Source organism: Paenibacillus taichungensis (assembly GCF_047302525.1).
Classification (GTDB): domain Bacteria; phylum Bacillota; class Bacilli; order Paenibacillales; family Paenibacillaceae; genus Paenibacillus; species Paenibacillus taichungensis_B.
Genome location: NZ_CP168020.1, coordinates 6356376 through 6374041 on the forward strand (window position 1 = coordinate 6356376; position 17666 = coordinate 6374041).

12 protein-coding genes are annotated in these 17666 nt (G+C 48.3%); 5 read left to right on the forward strand and 7 right to left on the reverse strand.

Annotated elements, in window-relative coordinates; genetic code table 11:
• Positions 1-59: 59 nt before the first annotated feature.
• Both ACDJ58_RS28915 and ACDJ58_RS28920 read right to left on the reverse strand, forming a co-directional pair.
• Positions 60-1766: an amylo-alpha-1,6-glucosidase gene (locus ACDJ58_RS28915; protein ID WP_413374165.1), complete on the reverse strand. Its 1707-nt coding sequence runs from the start codon at positions 1764-1766 to the stop codon at positions 60-62.
• A 284-nt stretch (positions 1767-2050) separates the two neighbouring features.
• A complete protein-coding gene (locus ACDJ58_RS28920) occupies positions 2051-3973 on the reverse strand; it encodes an LTA synthase family protein (protein ID WP_413379875.1) in 1923 nt (640 codons plus the stop codon).
• A 49-nt stretch (positions 3974-4022) separates the two neighbouring features.
• Between ACDJ58_RS28920 and ACDJ58_RS28925 the strand changes: the two genes are divergently transcribed.
• Entirely contained in the window at positions 4023-4250 is a 228-nt protein-coding gene (locus ACDJ58_RS28925; protein WP_413374166.1) for a hypothetical protein, read from the forward strand.
• Between the two features lie 98 nt (positions 4251-4348).
• Here ACDJ58_RS28925 and ACDJ58_RS28930 read toward each other — a convergent pair whose 3' ends face one another.
• Positions 4349-4846: an antibiotic biosynthesis monooxygenase family protein gene (locus ACDJ58_RS28930; protein ID WP_090994860.1), complete on the reverse strand. Its 498-nt coding sequence runs from the start codon at positions 4844-4846 to the stop codon at positions 4349-4351.
• A 139-nt stretch (positions 4847-4985) separates the two neighbouring features.
• Between ACDJ58_RS28930 and ACDJ58_RS28935 the strand changes: the two genes are divergently transcribed.
• From ACDJ58_RS28935 to ACDJ58_RS28945, 3 genes are all read left to right on the forward strand, one after another.
• Positions 4986-7307, forward strand: a complete 2322-nt coding sequence (locus ACDJ58_RS28935) for a helicase C-terminal domain-containing protein (protein WP_413374167.1) — start codon at positions 4986-4988, stop codon at positions 7305-7307.
• Positions 7308-7472: 165 nt separating this feature from the next.
• On the forward strand, positions 7473-8951 hold the full coding sequence (locus tag ACDJ58_RS28940) for an alpha-amylase (protein WP_413374168.1): 1479 nt from the start codon (positions 7473-7475) through the stop codon (positions 8949-8951).
• Positions 8952-9151: 200 nt separating this feature from the next.
• Positions 9152-9766, forward strand: coding sequence for a hypothetical protein (locus ACDJ58_RS28945; protein WP_413374169.1), 615 nt, complete (start codon positions 9152-9154; stop codon positions 9764-9766).
• A gap of 86 nt (positions 9767-9852) precedes the next feature.
• Here the strand turns inward: ACDJ58_RS28945 and ACDJ58_RS28950 are convergent, their stop codons facing one another.
• The gene (locus ACDJ58_RS28950) at positions 9853-10599 is read right to left on the reverse strand and encodes an MBL fold metallo-hydrolase (RefSeq protein ID WP_413374170.1); all 747 of its coding nucleotides are present in this window, start codon (positions 10597-10599) and stop codon (positions 9853-9855) included.
• 204 nt (positions 10600-10803) lie between these two features.
• Between ACDJ58_RS28950 and uxaC the strand changes: the two genes are divergently transcribed.
• Entirely contained in the window at positions 10804-12246 is a 1443-nt protein-coding gene (gene uxaC / locus ACDJ58_RS28955) for a glucuronate isomerase (protein WP_413374171.1), read from the forward strand.
• A 133-nt stretch (positions 12247-12379) separates the two neighbouring features.
• Here the strand turns inward: uxaC and ACDJ58_RS28960 are convergent, their stop codons facing one another.
• From ACDJ58_RS28960 to ACDJ58_RS28970, 3 genes are all read right to left on the reverse strand, one after another.
• Positions 12380-13516: a response regulator gene (locus ACDJ58_RS28960; RefSeq protein WP_413374172.1), complete on the reverse strand. Its 1137-nt coding sequence runs from the start codon at positions 13514-13516 to the stop codon at positions 12380-12382.
• Positions 13513-15321, reverse strand: a complete 1809-nt coding sequence (locus ACDJ58_RS28965; protein WP_413374173.1) for a histidine kinase N-terminal 7TM domain-containing protein — start codon at positions 15319-15321, stop codon at positions 13513-13515. The genes ACDJ58_RS28960 and ACDJ58_RS28965 overlap by 4 nt, the downstream gene beginning before the upstream one ends.
• 169 nt (positions 15322-15490) lie before the next feature.
• Entirely contained in the window at positions 15491-17485 is a 1995-nt protein-coding gene (locus tag ACDJ58_RS28970; RefSeq protein ID WP_413374174.1) for an S-layer homology domain-containing protein, read from the reverse strand.
• Positions 17486-17666 lie beyond the last annotated feature (181 nt).

Sequence of the window (17666 nt, forward strand, 5' to 3'; positions counted from 1 at the left end):
AAAGCACCTCCCCGGAAAGCTGTTTAAAAAACAGCAGCCAGAGACGTGCAATATTGGTTTTAGATTGTGTACTCGTGCCCCAGAACCAGGAACACACTCGATGTCCATGTGAATGCCCTGTCACGTAGGCCTTCACCAGTTAGGGCGTCGAAGTTCTCCGCCATACCACTCCGGCTAAGCATACAGCAGAAGCGGTGGGATACTTCCCGAGCCAGCTCCAGGTCACCAGCTGCAGCTACGCCTTCCACGAGCAGCATGGTCGATGGGGCCCAGATTGGTCCACGCCAGTACCCGTCTGGTATATAGTAAGGGCTGCTTATGCTCTCGGTCGCCCAACCATTCTCCGTTAGGAAGCGATTCTCCTCCCGCAACCCTTCCAGAAGAACATCTCTGATCGGTTCAGGCAGGCGTTTACCCAGTAGGATTGGAACGAATAACAACAGACTGTCTCCAGCTGAAGGCTCATGTGTACCTGAACGTAAGGAGATAAATCTATCATCTTTCCAGAAGTGGCTGATCATCTTCTCCAGCGTATCATCCGCCAGTTTTCTCCATTCCGAAGATTCCTTCGTAAGCCCAAGCAACCCGGCAATTTCAGCCAGAAGCTCTGTCTGGATAATCAGAAAGGCAGCTAAATCAGGGCTTTCTACAGGAATTCCATTATTAAAAGCGGTGCTGTTATCCCAACCGGAATCATTACCGTGGTTATATTGAGGAATTCCATCACCATCATCATCACGATACCGGAACCACCATTTCGTCCACTTGGACAATGGGGTGTACACTTCACGAAGCTGCGCCTCGCGAATATAATCCGTACGTTGCATCATCCAAGCCAGTGTCCATCCGTGAATAGGAGGTTTGTTGCAGTTCCACAGTTCATATTTATCGTTCACAAAGTCAGGAATTAATCCACTCTCATCTTGCCTATCAAAAAAGATCATGAACTGGTCCCACGCAAGCTTTGGATCATGGCGAACAAGCGCCATCGCATTGAAACAGTGGTCCCAACTCCATATATTCGTCATCCAGTTCTTCGACATATACATGGCTGGACGCGTCAGACATCCCTCCGCCGGAACGAGGCAGGACCAAGTAATGTAAGCCGCGAGCTCCCGCGCATCCTGCCAGCGATCGGGGATCGCAAGACTACTGTCAAGCCACTGGTTGAATTCAGTCCGAACCGCTTCTACGTCATCATCAAAGGACTCCCATTGTGGGCGAGGCTCCCATACTGTGCGGAACTCCTCAACGGCAAACTCAGCTGTATTCGTGTCCATATCCATACTGAACTCTGCGATTACGCGTGAGCTCTTGATTTTGTCCCACGGCACTTCCAGCTTCATGTCGCCTGCAAGTCCAGTCAGCATGAAGCGGCATTCATGGGTAAAGCTGTTCACTTCCCAGCTGTTCTTATTCACCTCATATGCATAATCATAAGTTGAGGGGATAAAGGTCAATCTGATCCCGCACCTTTTCGAACGGAATCGGACCGTGCGGCTATCCGAAATACAGATGTCGGCAAAGATTGCCGATGCTGGTGAATTCAGCCGGACGGCTTCTGGATAAGCTTCTGCCGTGAATGGAATCGGCTGATTCTGCTGATCCAACAGTTCGATACGGAACGCCTCGCCAAATTTATCATCTCCACCCCGCACAGTTCGTAAGTAGAGGCCCCGCTGTCTATTCTTGCCTTCAGGGAGAAGAGAGACGGCGAGGAACGACTCTCTGCGGCTGAAGGGTACAAAGTTCAGGTCGAAATTCATAATTCTCCTCCTTCAACAAGGAATAATACGCTTTCATTGTAAACCGCTGCTCAAGGAACAGGAACGTCCAGGTGTCTTCACTAAAGAGGGTAATTTGTTGGCAATGGATGAATCGGATGGATATAGGTGTCTTTTTGTTAGAGAATTGGGGAGAAAGTGTTAGATATAGAGGTTAGAAGGAATGGAAAAGGCCCATGGATCAGGTCGTTTCAGACCTTTCATGGGCTCTTGTCTTTTTTTATCATGGATTGAAAGTAAAAAATAAGTTCATTTCGCATGTTGGATCATTTTACTGCATTTCGATTCGGTAACTGACTCAGATAACTGTTGGATAAGTGGAGAAGATCCAAAGCCCGATCGTACTGTTCCTTCGTAATATATTCGGAAGAGGTCGATTCCTCTTCAGATGGTATGGCAGATGCGGGCACGGCCGGTTCATCCTTCAGACTGTTCGGATTCGTCCCCTGATCAAGCTCTGCCGACACGAAATCCTGTCTCCCGGCATCAGCAAGAGAGTAATGCGTACCATCCCCGTATCCCGTCTCAGGAACGAATAGTGAAGCATCGTTCAATACGGAACCGGAGGGTAGGTAATAGCGCTCTGGCAGCAGATTATTTCCCTCACGCAGCAAATCCTGCCCGAAATACAGTTGGTTCTGGAGAGAGGCACCGGTCAACCCGGCGATCGTTGGCAGAATATCCACCTGTCCTCCGATCTGTTCCAGCTGAGCTGCCGGTGTGATGCCAGGAGCCGTGACGATGAGTGGAATATTGATCATGTCCGCAGACGTGTATTCCCGACCGTAGATTTCCTGCATCAGTTTCTCATCAGTCCGATCCAGTGAGTAGATAGGCAGACCTAGATGGTCACCGTAAACGACCAGCAGGCTATTTTCCCATAGTCCGCGTTCCTTAAGTCCCTCAATAAATTGCCCCACCGCCTGATCGGCATAATGCTGGGACACAAGATAATCCCCTGGCAACGTATTAACGTACCGTTCCGGCAACGTCAGACTTTTCTTATCTTCTGGTAAATGGTAAGGATGGTGTGCAGACATGGAAATAATTTGTGCATAGAAGGGTGATCCCGTGTCCTGCATAGCCTCCAGTTTATCGAGTGTTTTGCTGTACAACACTTCATCCGATGCCGAGAAGGCGATGGAATCCTCTGTTCCGAAATAATTAATGTCATAATACTGGTCGAATCCAAGCGCCCTGTATAACTGATCTCGATTCCAGAAGTGCACATCATTCGTATGGAATGTGGCTGTCTGGTAACCGTTCGCTGACATCAGTCTGGGCAGACTTGGCAATTCCTTATTGGCATAGACGGTAGTTGCGGCCCCGTTGGGCGGTGTATAAAACGATGTATTCACGACAAACTCGGCATCCGACGTGTTCCCCTGTCCCACTTGCTGATAAAAGTTGGGGAAATACAGGCTTTGTCCAGCTAGCTTATTCAGATTGGGTGTAACTTCCTGTCCGTCTACCTGCAATCCGATCAGGAAGTTCTGGAATGATTCGAGCTGGAGAACAATGACGTTGCGTCCTTTGGCTGAACCCGGCTCCACAACAACGGGCAATGCTGTCGTTTGTTTAATCTCGTCGATATGATTCTGATCGATTTGATCGAGGGGCACGGGTTTATCAGGCCGATCCGCCAGGATGGTGTACGCTTCGTAACCGAGAATCCCCATCTGCTCCGCCTGTGTAATCTCGCTCATACTCGCCCGATTGGGGTATATGTTGAGCATGCACAGCATCATCGACAAAACCAGAATGACCGAGGCAATCCGTCTTCTGGCCCTTCGTTCAAGCGGCACTCTGCCTGGACGTTCAGTCCCACCGAGCTTGATCCGCCGACGAACCAAAATCCCCGCGATAACCAGAATATCTGCAAAAATAAACAAATAATACGGATCGAGCAGAGAGAACATGCTGCTCTTGACCGAGGTTACCTGATTAACCTGTGCAAGCGCGTGATAATTGACAATCACACCATAATATTTGTAATACATGATCGCTGCGAAGAAGATGCCCGATAGCACCAGATTTAGTCCGAGATATATCCACATCCGGCGTTTGGCTGCGAACCACTCAATCAGACTAAAGCAGATCCAGATCAGCGGCAACTCTGTCAGCAGCGGTTTCCAGACGGGGATGTCATCGAAGATCACAATCCAGGCCAAAGAGCTTTTGATCATCATAATAACGGTGAACACTATAAACGGTCCGCTTAGAAACCGGGTGAGTGAATTGCGTGACAAGTTACCGCCTTCCTTCCTTTCCGAAGTTTCATTTAACAAGTATTATGCTATCTCATGGCATGTCGTGTCAAAAGCACCGAACTTATTGGCTGCTCGCTTCTTGAAATTATTGGAAAAAGAAGAGAAGAGCTTGGGGTCATTCATGACCTCACGTATACAAAAAGCCCCTTCCATTGAAGAAGAGGCAGAAGGGGCTGTGATTTTAAAGTACAAATAATTTAAATGATGCTTGTCCAAAGTGTGATCAACAGTATATCTGTAAACTTGCATACAGGTTCTGAAGCCTAACATAACATCAGGTCTGCTCTCGCTCGTTTACTCTATGGTGAATGTCGTGACGAATGAAGGTCTAGGAAACATGGTTGGCTTCTGTGCGGTCAGCCCTTCACTCGTGCTGCGGTTGCGGTGAGCATGGTTATAGGCTTGAGACTGCTGCCAGTTTTTGAAATGATCCTCGGACTGCCAAAGTGTAAGTACGACATACGTATCGTCCTTTAGCGGACGAAGCACACGAATGCCGACAAAACCGGGTTCGTCTTCCACTTTGCGCGCACGGTTCTTGAAACGTTCCTCGAAGTCATTCCGTCCATCTTCTGTTACGGGTATATTGTTCAGAACGGCATAACCGCCGCCTGTCCAGGAACCTGCGGCATCGAAGGCTTCGTACGCCGCTACGTTGTCATCGGACTCGATGTTCATCAGACGTTCTGTCGATTCAATGGCCAATCGAACCTGTTCCTCGCTGCGCAAAGTCAGATGCGGATATGCAGCAAGTGCATCCGGAATCGGTGAAGGTACCAAATAGATATACATAGAAGCTGCCTCCTTATTTACGTAAATTCTCCCCCCAACATAGCATATGGGAGGGGACGAGTCCAATCGGCTGATTGGCTGGTTTGAGCACCACTTTTCGTGATAAAGTATAGAGACTACAATCAGAACGGGTGATCGCATGACAACCGCAATTCGAATATCAGTCAGACCTTTGGTGGAATATGTGTATCGCAGTGGCAGCATACGTCCAGGGTTTCGCTCGAATGCATCAATGCAGGAGGGGACCCGAATACATCAGCGGGTACAGAAGGATTACACAGAAGAGGATTTAAAAGAAGTGGTTCTCGAAGTGGAGCTGCAACACGGAGACTTGACGTACGTGGTGGAGGGACGATGTGACGGGCTGATTCGTCTGGATGGTCAACTGACGGTGGATGAGATCAAATCAACTGCGGGCAATCTGGACGATCTGGGCGATGGGGCCCCCGTACACTGGGCGCAGGCCATGATGTATGCCTATATGTACGCCGTTCAGCATGATGAACCCCGTATGCAGGTACAGCTTACATACGTGCACACCGTGAATAATGAGGAAAGACGGTTTTTGCGGATGCTGGAACGGCAGGAGCTGGAACAGTTTGCAGCAGAGCTGGTCGCTGGTTACGCGCCATACGCAGAGATGATTGTGGCTTATGAAGAGAAGCGCGATATAAGCGTGCGAGAGCTGCCTTTCCCTTTTCGCAAATACAGAGAGGGACAGCGCAAGCTGGCAGGAGCCGTATACAAGACCATCCGCGAGGGGCAGGGACTGATGGCGAAAGCGCCAACGGGTATTGGCAAAACGATGTCAGTCCTGTTTCCCACGGTCAAGGCCATTGGTGAAGGAGAAGCCAAACGATTGTTCTATCTGACCGCAAGAACGACGACGCGAGTGGCGGCAGAAGAGGCTTTTGCCCGGATGCAGGCGGAAGGATTGAAGATGCATGTGATCAGTCTGACCGCAAAGGACAAGATCTGTTTCAAGGAAGAGGAAGCCTGTGATACGGGACAGTGTGGCATGTGCGAAGGATATTATGACCGTATTAATGGAGCCGTGCTGGATATGCTGGAACATGAGACGTTAATGACACGCCCGGTTATAGAACAGTACGCGCGCAAGCATCGGGTATGTCCGTTTGAATTTTCACTGGATGCTGCGTATGCAGCCGATGCGGTGATCTGCGACTATAACTATATTTTCGATCCGCGTATCTCGCTCAAACGCATGCTGGAGGAGCAGAAGCGCAAGACGGTATTACTGGTCGATGAGGCACATAATCTGGTCGATCGGGGCCGAATGATGTTTTCGGCAGAGCTGGAGAAGGCCGTCTTTCTGGATGTCAAAAGGGAATTCCAAACGCTGGGCAGCAGTGTGACCGCCGCTAAAGCCATCGCGGATCGGACAGGCGCCATCGACAAATACCTAATTACGCTTCGCAAAAATGGTGGGGATGAGGGCAAATTGCTGCAACAGGAGGCCCCGGAGGAACTGATTGAACTGCTGGAGCCTTTTGTCATGGTTGCAGAGCAATGCCTTGTTGAAGGCGGTTCGGGAATTGCCGAGACGGATGAATTGCTGCTGGCAGCCTACTTCACCGCACAGAATTTCCTGCGTATTGCCAGGCTGTACGATGAACGCTTCATTACCTATGCGGAATGTGTACGAAGTGAAGTACGAGTGAAGCTGTTCTGCCTTGATCCATCCGTGCTGCTGCGCCAGACTGCCAAAGGGTTCCGTTCTACCATTCATTTCTCTGCAACATTGTCACCCCTTGGTTATTACCGGGATATGCTGGGTGCGGAGGAAGAGGATTACACCCTGCGTATTCCTTCGCCTTTCCAGCGAGAGCAACTAGATGTGAGATTGTTGCCATTATCAATTCGCTATCGGGACCGCGAACGTTCCAGACAGCCCATTGCCAGTATGCTGCGTCAGTTGGTTGCCGAGTGGCCCCATAGCAACCTGCTCGTCTTTTTCCCTTCCTATCCATATATGCGTGAAGTACATGGGACGTATATGGAACAGCCGGGCGAGGCAGAAGTCGTGATGCAGGAGCAGGGCATGAGTGAAGAGGAACGGGAGGCGTTTCTGAACGCATTCCAGCCGCATCCTGAACGAACACGATTGGTATTTGCCGTTATGGGTGGTGTATTTTCTGAAGGTGTGGATCTGCCGGGTGATCGTCTGAATGGAGTTGTGGTGGTCGGGGCCGGACTTCCCCAGATTGGTCTGGAGAACAACGTACTCCGCGATTATTATAGTCGGACAGGGCGCAACGGATTCAACTATGCCTATGTTTTTCCCGGCATGAACAAGGTGTTGCAGGCAGGTGGAAGACTGATACGTACGGAAGAGGACAAGGGCGTGCTGGTGCTGGTTGATGATCGTTTCACCGAGGAACCGTATCGATCATTGCTGCCCGAAGAATGGCAAGACTACACACGGATTTCACCCCAATAATGATATTTAGTTAAAGAACGATCGCAGACTTTTCAGCTTTCTTTTCTGTGCATGATTGAAGGATAGGCCGAAAAGGGTATTACTTGGATAGCATACGAACGAACAAGGACGATACAGATGCGTGCCGTAGTCCGCTTCGAAAGCAATCAAGGAGGTCGGTTGGGAATGAAGAGAAATCATACGATGATGCAGTTTTTTGAATGGCACCTGGCCGCAGACGGAAACCACTGGAAGCGATTGGCCGAAATGGCGCCAGAACTGAAAGCCAAAGGCATCGACTCCGTGTGGGTGCCTCCGGTGACCAAAGCCGTCTCTGCAGAGGATACCGGTTACGGCGTATATGACCTGTACGATCTGGGCGAGTTTGACCAGAAGGGCAGCGTGCGCACCAAATATGGCACCAAGCAGGAACTGATCAAGGCGATTGCCGAGTGTCAGAAGAATGGCGTTGCCGTCTATGTGGATCTGGTGATGAACCATAAGGCAGGTGCGGATGAGAAGGAAGTCTTCAAGGTGATTGAGGTCGATCCCAATGATCGGTTGAAGGAAATCTCCAAACCGTTCGAGATCGAGGGCTGGACCAAGTTTACATTTCCGGGTCGTGGGGATCAATACTCCTCTTTCAAATGGAACGCCGAACATTTCAACGGTACCGACTTTGATGCCAAGGAAGAACGGAGCGGTGTGTTCCGCATTGCAGGGGAGAACAAGAACTGGAATCAGAACGTCGACGATGAGTTCGGCAATTATGATTACCTGATGTTCGCCAATATTGATTACAATCACCCGGATGTCCGGCAGGAAATGCTCCAATGGGGAAAATGGCTCATCGATACGCTGCAATGCAGCGGTTTTCGACTGGATGCGATCAAGCATATCAATCACGAATTCATCAAGGAATTCGCTGCTGAGATGATCGGCAAACGGGGGCAGGATTTCTACATTGTGGGCGAGTTCTGGAACTCCAATCTCGATGCATGCCGTGAATTTCTGGATACGGTGGACTATCAGATTGATCTGTTCGATGTGTCCCTGCATTACAAACTTCATGAAGCCTCTCTGGCTGGCCGGGACTTTGATCTTTCCAAGATTTTTGATGACACCTTGGTGCAGACACATCCAACGCATGCTGTAACGTTTGTCGATAACCATGATTCCCAGCCGCATGAAGCGCTGGAATCCTGGGTGGGCGATTGGTTCAAGCCGAGCGCATATGCGCTGACGCTGTTGCGTCGTGACGGTTACCCGGTTGTCTTTTACGGTGATTATTACGGTATTGATGGTCCCGAACCTGTCGAGGGTAAGAAGGACATTCTCGACATTCTGATGTCAGCCCGTTACGACAAAGCTTATGGAGAGCAGGAAGATTACTTCGATCACGCGAACACGATTGGGTGGGTACGCCGCGGGTTGGACGAAATCGAAGGCTCCGGTTGTGCAGTAGTTATCTCGAATGGTGATGATGGTGAGAAAAGGATGTTTGTTGGCGAACACCGTGCTGGCGAAGTCTGGACCGATCTGACGCACAGCTGTGAGGATAGCATTACTATTGAGAAAGACGGCTGGGCCACCTTCCATGTATGTGGTGGAGGCGTCTCCGTGTGGGCTCTCCCGGATCAGGGTGAGGAATCTTCCGCTCAATAATACGTTGAGGATCAGCGAATCTTCATATAGACTGTTAAACCACCTGAACTGGCGATCTATCTGCCAGGCAGGTGGTTTTTTATGTTAGGTGGAGTGAACCTATTCGTGTTATCCTTATATGGAATAATAAACCAATGTAGTGATCGCTATTAATATCGATTAGTCATCATTTAGATAGATCATACCGAGGGGGAAATCGGGTGAGGAAATTAGTACAGTTGGGGTTGTTTCTGCTTGTGCTGGCGGTTTGTCTGGGGGCTTGCAGTTTGGGAACAAACAAAGGGCCAAGGGGAGAACCGAAGCGAACGGATGATTATACGCTGAATACCGAGCGAAGAGATTTGACCCAACGTTTGCTGAAAAATCCGGATTCCTTTCAGGAAGGTTTGCCAGATGATTATAGCTTGACTGCTACTGTTAGAGTTCATCATGAATCGGATTTGGACCGCATTATATATGAGATTTCTGTTAAAGAGGCCCGGGTACCGATGGTCAATGTGATACAGTCTTTTACACTTGATCCATCCTTGATGAACAGCATTAACGCCACTGAGCTTCTCAACTCCAATGCGGGAAATACGCACGAGACTACTCTGGGTCCTGGTAAAGAACCGTTGGGATTGAGTTTACTCAGAGAATATATTTTGAAGCCCAAAGCGGAGATCCATAGCAATATCATTAAAACTTATCAGGATATGTATATCAAAATCTCCTACGGACCAAATGATCAGCGAACGGAAGATTACGTTCATGTTAAAGCCAAACCATCTCCTGAAACTATTGAATATATGAAATCATGGAATGCAGATCAATAGAAAGGCAGCACCCGTAAGCTCCTTCAAAGGAACCTGAATGGATGCTGCCTCTTTATTTTGGTGATACATATAGTTCGATTTGCGTACTACACTTCCAGTTCAAACGACTCCAGCGTGCCCACCATTCTTAGATCATGTTTTTGGTTGAACTGTGCCCGTTTGTCCGCATCCGCGTATTCATCATGATAATGCATGAGCACGGTTTTCTGTCTCACTTCGGCAGGAAGTTGTTGCAGATCCTTCAGTGAGGTGTGTGATTTGATCACCAGATCATGCATATGACATTCATGGAAAATCAGCTGTACATCTGCGGCAGCCTGCTCTACCCGTTCCTGATCCAGCGTGCTATCCGCGCTATAGTAGAAGTAGGGCTTTGCAAGAAGGCCATTGCTGACCATACCCGGCACGTGCTGTGTTCGAAAAGTCTCAAATGTCACGCCCCCCAGCTCAAATGTGCCTCCATCCGGTAAAGGTACGATATCATAATAGTCGCTCATCGTACGCTCCCCATCGGTTGTATAACGCATGCCTGGGGATAAAATATTCCATAACGGATCAACCAGTTCTTTGTGGATAAACAGACGTGGCTTGCGGTCGCCCACAATCTGTGAATAATATCCGAGCATCTGTACTCCGTTAATATGATCTTCATGCAGATGGCTGATAAACACATTGTGAATATCTGTCATTGGATAGCCGTATTCCTTTAATGCTTTTGCATTGGATTCCGGAAAATCAATCACCAGATGTGTATCGCCGAATTCGGCCAGCATACTGTTGTGGTGTTGCTCTACACTGAACATGTCTCCTGTACCGAGAAATGTTATTTTCATCCATTTCATCTCCTTCTACTATCTTCAGATCAGCATCAATTAGATTAAAACCAGTATACCTCGTTCCAGGAAATATGCCTAAATCAACCTTTTGTGATAACGCTATCATTTTATATTGAACTTTGTGGGCAAACAGTGTAGCGTAAAGATTGGGAAGTAAACCCATATGAACGTAAACTCACCTAAAGGGAGCGTGCGAGACGAATGAAGTCTTTTCTGGATGAACAATTTTTGCTGCACAATGAAACGGCGATCAAGTTATATGAGGACTATGCGAAGGACATGCCGATTATTGACTATCACTGCCACTTGAGTCCACAGGAGATCTACGAGAATAAAACCTTTGGCAATATTACAGAGGCTTGGTTATACGGTGATCACTACAAATGGCGGCTGATGCGCGCAAACGGAATTGAGGAGCAGTACATTACGGGTGGAGAGGGTGTAACCGATTACGATCGTTTTCTGGCGTATGCCAAAACCGTACCGATGATGATTGGTAACCCGCTTTACGCGTGGTCTCATTTGGAATTACAGCGTTATTTCGGTGTCTATGAAGTGTTGAATGAGACGAGCGCCCCGGCCATCTGGGAAAAAGTAAATGCAAAACTGAACAGTGACGGATTCGGTGCACGTGATCTCATTACCAAATCCAATGTGACCGTGGTATGCACAACGGATGATCCATGTGATTCCTTGGAATATCACCTGAAGATTCAGGAAATTGAAGGATTCGATACCGCAGTATTGCCTTCATTCCGGCCGGATAAAGGCTTGGAACTGAACCGCGATACATTCTCGGAATGGGTAGGCAAGCTGTCGCAGGCAGCCGGAACGGAGATTTCCGATTATGACTCATTCCTCTCCGCTCTGGAATCACGGGTAGAGTTCTTCCACTCCGTAGGAGGCCGGGTGTCTGACCATGCACTCGATTATGTACCTTACGGCACGGCCACACGTGAGGAAGCAGCAGCGATTTTTGCCAAAGCCATTGCAGGCGAGAAGGTCAGTCGTGAGGAAGAGGACAAGTACAAGACGGTAACGCTGACTTTCCTCGGCAAGCTGTACGCAGATCGAGGCTGGGTAATGCAGTTCCATATTAATGCGGCCCGCAATAATAACAGCCGTATGCTCGCCCAGCTTGGTCCGGATACCGGATATGATTCCGTTAATGATACGCCGCTTTCCTCAGCCATGATCGGTTTGCTCGATGCGCTGGAGCAGCAGCAAGCGTTGCCGAAAACGATCTTGTATTCCTTGAATCCTCGGGACAATGAAGTGCTCGCAGCGATTATCGGCAGTTTCCAGGGCGGCGGTATTCCAGGCAAAATTCAGCTTGGTGCAGCATGGTGGTTCAATGATACGAAGGATGGCATGCTCGCTCAAATGAAGGCGCTGGCGAATGTAGGTCTGATCAGCCGTTTCGTCGGCATGCTAACCGATTCCCGCAGTTTCCTCTCCTACACACGACATGAGTATTTCCGCCGCCTGGTCTGCAACCTTATCGGTGAATGGGCCGAACAAGGCGAGGTACCGCATGATATGGATCTACTTGGACAGATCGTACAAGGCATTGCATACAACAATGCGAAGGAATATTTCCCTTTTGCTTCTGCGTTGAAAACTGTTTCTGCTTCGCAGTCCTGATCCCGTAAAATAAACGTCTTCCTCGATTCAGATTACCTGTCTCTTTCGGGTAAACCAAATGCTCCCCTCAAATCGTCAGGTAGATCCTTAAACCTGACGACTTGAGGGGAGCTTCTTCCCAATGGCCCCATATCTATTCCATTTCAGACAATAGCTGGGTATATAGAGCAGATACTTCGGGAGATGGTCCCGTACCGATTTCCTGACGCAACAATTTCGCAAAATGCTTGTACTGCTCGATCAGCGCCTCTCTGTTCTTCTGCGTAGTTAACGTCTGCATGAGCATCATTAAGGATTCCTCATCCAATTCATTGCGAGAGAGGAGCTTCTTGAGCAAAAGGGTAGCTGAACTGATATCACGTACTCTTAGTAGAGCCTGACATATTCGACGGGTCAACGAGGTATACATGATCGACAATCGCTCGATATCGCTCCAGGCCCAGGTATAAACATTATCCCCGAATAAATCGCCCACATATAGTTGCTCCAGTGTCCGCGCCTGCTCGATGTCGTCCTCGGATTGAATGACAGAAAGCATCTTGCAACCCTCTTCAAAACGAAGAAAATCTACCGTGATATCCGTCAAATTCAGGGCGTAATGGTTGTTGTCCGTGTGAAGTACTTGTTTCAATCCGTACGCATCCAGCAGTTTACGTAGTTGATAGACCGTCGTATTGAGATAGACTTCCGCATTTTTCTGCGGCATGCTTCCAAAAATATCTTCAACCAGTCGTGCCCTGGACACCAGCCGGCCTTTATGAATGAGCAGATACGCGAACAGTTCTGCGCTTTTGCTGGATTTCCATTTGGTTTTGATGCCTTGGGGACTCTGAATCTCAATTCTCCCCAGCCCATTGAATTCCACAGGTCGAGCCTGTGAGACTTCCGTGTTGTCAGCCACCGGGTGATTACGCCATTCCACAAGGGCTCGGTGCACAGTCTGTTGAAGTCTATTCTGATCCACAGGCTTAACCATGTAGTCAAAAGCGAAGACATCAAAAGCGGATAAGGCATATTCCTTGTGGGAGGTGATAAAGACGATTCGTGTCTGTTTACCCAGCTTTCGCAGCCCTTCTGCAAATTCGAGTCCGCTCTCCCTGGGCATGTTAATATCTACAAAAATCAAATCCACCTCATGATCAACCAGATATGCTGTTGCGGCCATGGTATCCAGAAATGTGCCCATAATCTGGATTTCCCCGATCTTGGCCAGCATTTTTTTCATAATGAGATGCATGGCCTTCTCATCATCCACCAGAATGACTTTCATGCACCAATCCCCGCTTTCATTGAGAATAGTGGCTGTGTCGCTTCGGGTTCAGGAGGAACCGGAACGGAAAAGTAGAAATTGCTGCCCTGCGAAAGTTTGCTATCAAACCAGATCTCGCCCCCGTTAAGGCGCACGAATTCCCTGCACAGATTCAATCCGAACCCGATTCCTCGTTCTCCAGCAGTTCCTATGGCAGATATCGGATATTCGTCTTGAAGGAGAGAGCGGGCTTGTTCATCCGAGATTCCTTCCCCGGTATCGCTGACGGATACGACAATATGCTGGTCAACCCGGTCAGCGTTCAATGTGATTCGTCCACCCGAATTCATAAATTTAATGCTGTTGGATAACAGATTTCGAAGGATCAGATCGAGCATGTCCTTGTCTGCATATACGGAGATTCCCGGCGAAATGTTAGAAATGATCTGAATCTGTTTATTTTCACTTCGCAAGCGAAGCAGGCGTATGCTCGCATCTACGGAGTGGTTCAAGTCCCGCTCTACTGGATGAAAGACTTGGCCTCCGCTCTGACTGCGAAACCATTCGAGCAGCCCTTCCACCAAGGCGAAGGTATTCTGGATCTGTTGCCTCATCTCCTGAACAATCTCCTCCGAATCCTCGCCGAATTCTTGTACCTCTTCTTCAAGCAAATCCATCAGATTGACAAGAACGGCAATGGGATCACGAATATCATGGGCGACCACACCGAACATTCTGTCCTTGAATGTGTTCAATTCAGTTAGTTGTCTGGCATTATCCCGAAGCTTATCTTCTGCCCGGATGGCTTCAGTCACATCGCTGAGCAGCAGCATTCTGCCGATGGGTTTCCCGCCGCGGTGTGTTACCAGAGAAAAATGCACATTATAAAACTTGTTACTTTGCCCGCCGGATAGCTGAACCTTGCTGGCAAAAGAGGGTTGCTCAATCAATTTCTCCAGTAGCAGTGGGTAATCAGCAAGGACAAGACTTGCGGGCTGACCAATATTTTTGGGGTGCAACCCCTCAATAACTCCACGTGCAGAGCGATTGAAGCTGGTTAATACGTGGTCCAGATCAAAGACAATGACAGCATCCTGCATGGACTCAAACACCTTTTGCCAAGCCAGCGGAGCCAAACGAAGCATGTTGAATTGAAAGATTCCCCACATATAGAAGACACCCGAGATGATAAATCCAAAAGGTGAGATATCGATGGGTGAATGGAGCACGCCACTTAAGTAAACAAGAGAAAAACCGAATGGCCCCCAGGAGCCAATAATCATCAGTGCGATTTGCTTTTTCATGCGTGGTATAGCACGGCGGAACATCTGTACAAGGAAGAAAAAACCAATAAAAAACAGCGTGTAGGAGAACAGGACATGAACCTGATATAAGGGCCCTTTCTCAAAAGAGAACAGAGGGAAACCTGCGGAGTTATCGATCATCATACTCTTGTAGTACAGGTGGTGCCACTCATTGGTAATATGTGCGATAAACGTAAAGAGAGGTACAATCAGCAGCAATATAACGTTACGCTTGCGTACCCAGGCTTCTCGGCCCGTATATTGCAGCACCATGAGAAAGAAAAAGACGGGGCCGAGTAGGATGCCGATATATTCGATTCGAAGCCAGAATCGGATATGGTCCAGATTCCCGCTAACGATTTCAAATGCGTAGCCGAATGTGTAAAAGGAACTGACAAACATCCCGAGGCCGTAACTAACGGCAATGGGCAGGTTCCTTCTTTTGTAGGAGAGGTAAGCCATTATTAAAGAACAGCAGGTTGCAGCCATCAGCAGTGCAGATAAGTACAGATTATAATTCATAGATGAGCCGCCTTTAATCAAGTCATATTCTTGCATAATATGCTTCCAATTTTATCAGAAAGAGAGTCGAAAACATATGTGTTTGAAAGGGGGAATTTAAAATTTTATTTGTTTGAAAAAAAACCCGCTCTGCCTTCGAGAGGCCGAGCGGACTGATGTGATTCTAGACTTATTGGATAGATTCCAATAGTGTACCAAGCTCGGGATTGGTTTGGAGCACTCGCAGCACAATCGTCAGCGCTTCAGCACGGGAGGCTGAGTTCGCGGGATAGAACTCTCCTTTTCCGTCTCCTGTGATGATTCCGGCTGCAGCAGCCTGCTGAAGTTGCTCTTTATTCCAGGTCTGTTCAAGGTCCGTGAAGACAGGGGCTTCCGTCGTAATTACATTCGTCAGATCCATAATGCGGGAAATGATGGCGATCATCTCGGAACGCTTAATCTCCTGATTGGGCTTAAATGTTCCGTCGGGGTAACCCGACAACACGCCCTTACCTTGCAGGGAACGAATAGAAGCTTCCGCCCAGTGACCGGACACATCACTCATTACACTGCCTTGGCTACTGGATAGATCAAATACTTTGGCGATCAGCGTTGCAAACTCGGCACGTGTGATGCTGGCGTTCGGGTGGAAGGAGCCATCGGAATACCCTGTTACGACTCCCAGCTTCACGAAGGTATTCACTGTCGTTGCAGCCCAGTGTGTGCTTGTATCGGATAATTGTACAGCGGGACTGGACTGTGCTGCTTTAATTTTTTGGTTGAGGCTCGTCATAAGGTTATCCAAATTAACGACCTGCTCGTTGAATTTCGGCCCTGGTACAACGGTTGGTGTGGTAGTTGGCTCGGGAGTTGGATCTGGCTTTACGACAGGTGTTGGTGCTGGTGTTGGGGTGGTGGTAGGCGTTGAGCTTGAACCGCCACCTGAACTACCTCCGGTACTTCCACCTGAGTTGCCTCCAGTACCACCATTGTTAATCGCGGTGATTTCAACCGTTTTGGTTCCGAACACGCCTGAGAGGTCTGCTGCTTTGGCCTGAACCAGAACGGTTCCTGCCGAAGTCCCAGTCAGTACTCCGTTCGTATCAATGGTCGCTTTGCCTGTTCCGTTCTGTACTGTCCATACAATCGAACGATTGGTAGCATCGGCTGGCAGAATACTTGCAGTAAGCGGAGTAGATTGGCCCACTTGAACGGAATTGCTTCCACTCACCGCAATGGAATTCACCAGAATGGGAAATGGCGTGATCGTGACTCGAACACTGCCAACGACTCCGCTACCATCTGTTGCAGTAGCTTGAACCAAGACGGTTCCCAGATCTCCGGCGGTAAGCACACCTGTCGTAGCGTCAATGGTTGCTGTTCCTGTCTCGTTAATTACAGACCAGGTTACGGTAGGGTTAATCGCGTCTAATGGCATAATTTCAGCATTCAAAGTCATGGTTTCACCTGTTTGAAGCGAATAGACTTCGTTAGGACTAGTTACTTTCACATCGGTTACTATGGATAACAAATTATCGGTAAGTAAAGTCGAGCCGGAGTATACGCTAATAGGCTTTGTAATGGGTACCGATTTGATTGCAAAAGTTACAAGTCCTCCACCCTGTGTAAAGTATGAATATCCATTTTTAACTGATTGATCACCATAGACGTTCAGACTATGAAACTCCAGGTTTGGATCGTCTCCATGCATGAAGATTTCGGTTTGGTTGTTAACGAGTTGATTTTGATTATCGTATACAGCCACCGTATAACTTAGATATCCTGGATAGTTGGGAGACACCTCGGGTGCTTTAGTTAGCTTAACATGATCTGCGGCAGTTGCTGGTTTGGTATTTGGAATGTTCACAAGTTGAATTCGGTTACCATCTGCATTACCGGAAGGGTATCCAGTATAAGGAACCCAAGCTATTCCATCCGCTTGAGCATATCCCCCAACGATCTTTTTATCAATATCCATCATAGTTTCTATACTGCTGTTATCTCCGATATCTGGAACCTGTACAACTTCTCCAGTTGAATATCGGAAGAATAGCTGGGTACCTTCACTCGGTTTTCCAGTGGGGTACTCAACTACGATGGAGCTTCTGTTGGTTACACAGCCGCTTAGCAAGGCGGCAAACAAAGCCAGCACCAAGCCTGTTTTTCCTATTGTAAACCTGTTCATCTTCAATCTTCATCTCCTTAAATTCTAGTTGTTTAAATTTAAAACTAAGTATAGCGGGCTCCAATGACGGGAAAATGACAAACCCAATACCCCAAGCCAATGTAGGCTCTTAGGGGTATTTAATTTACGTGTGAATTTGCTGTTTGACTTTCAACTTTTGCAGGAATATACTTAGTGCACC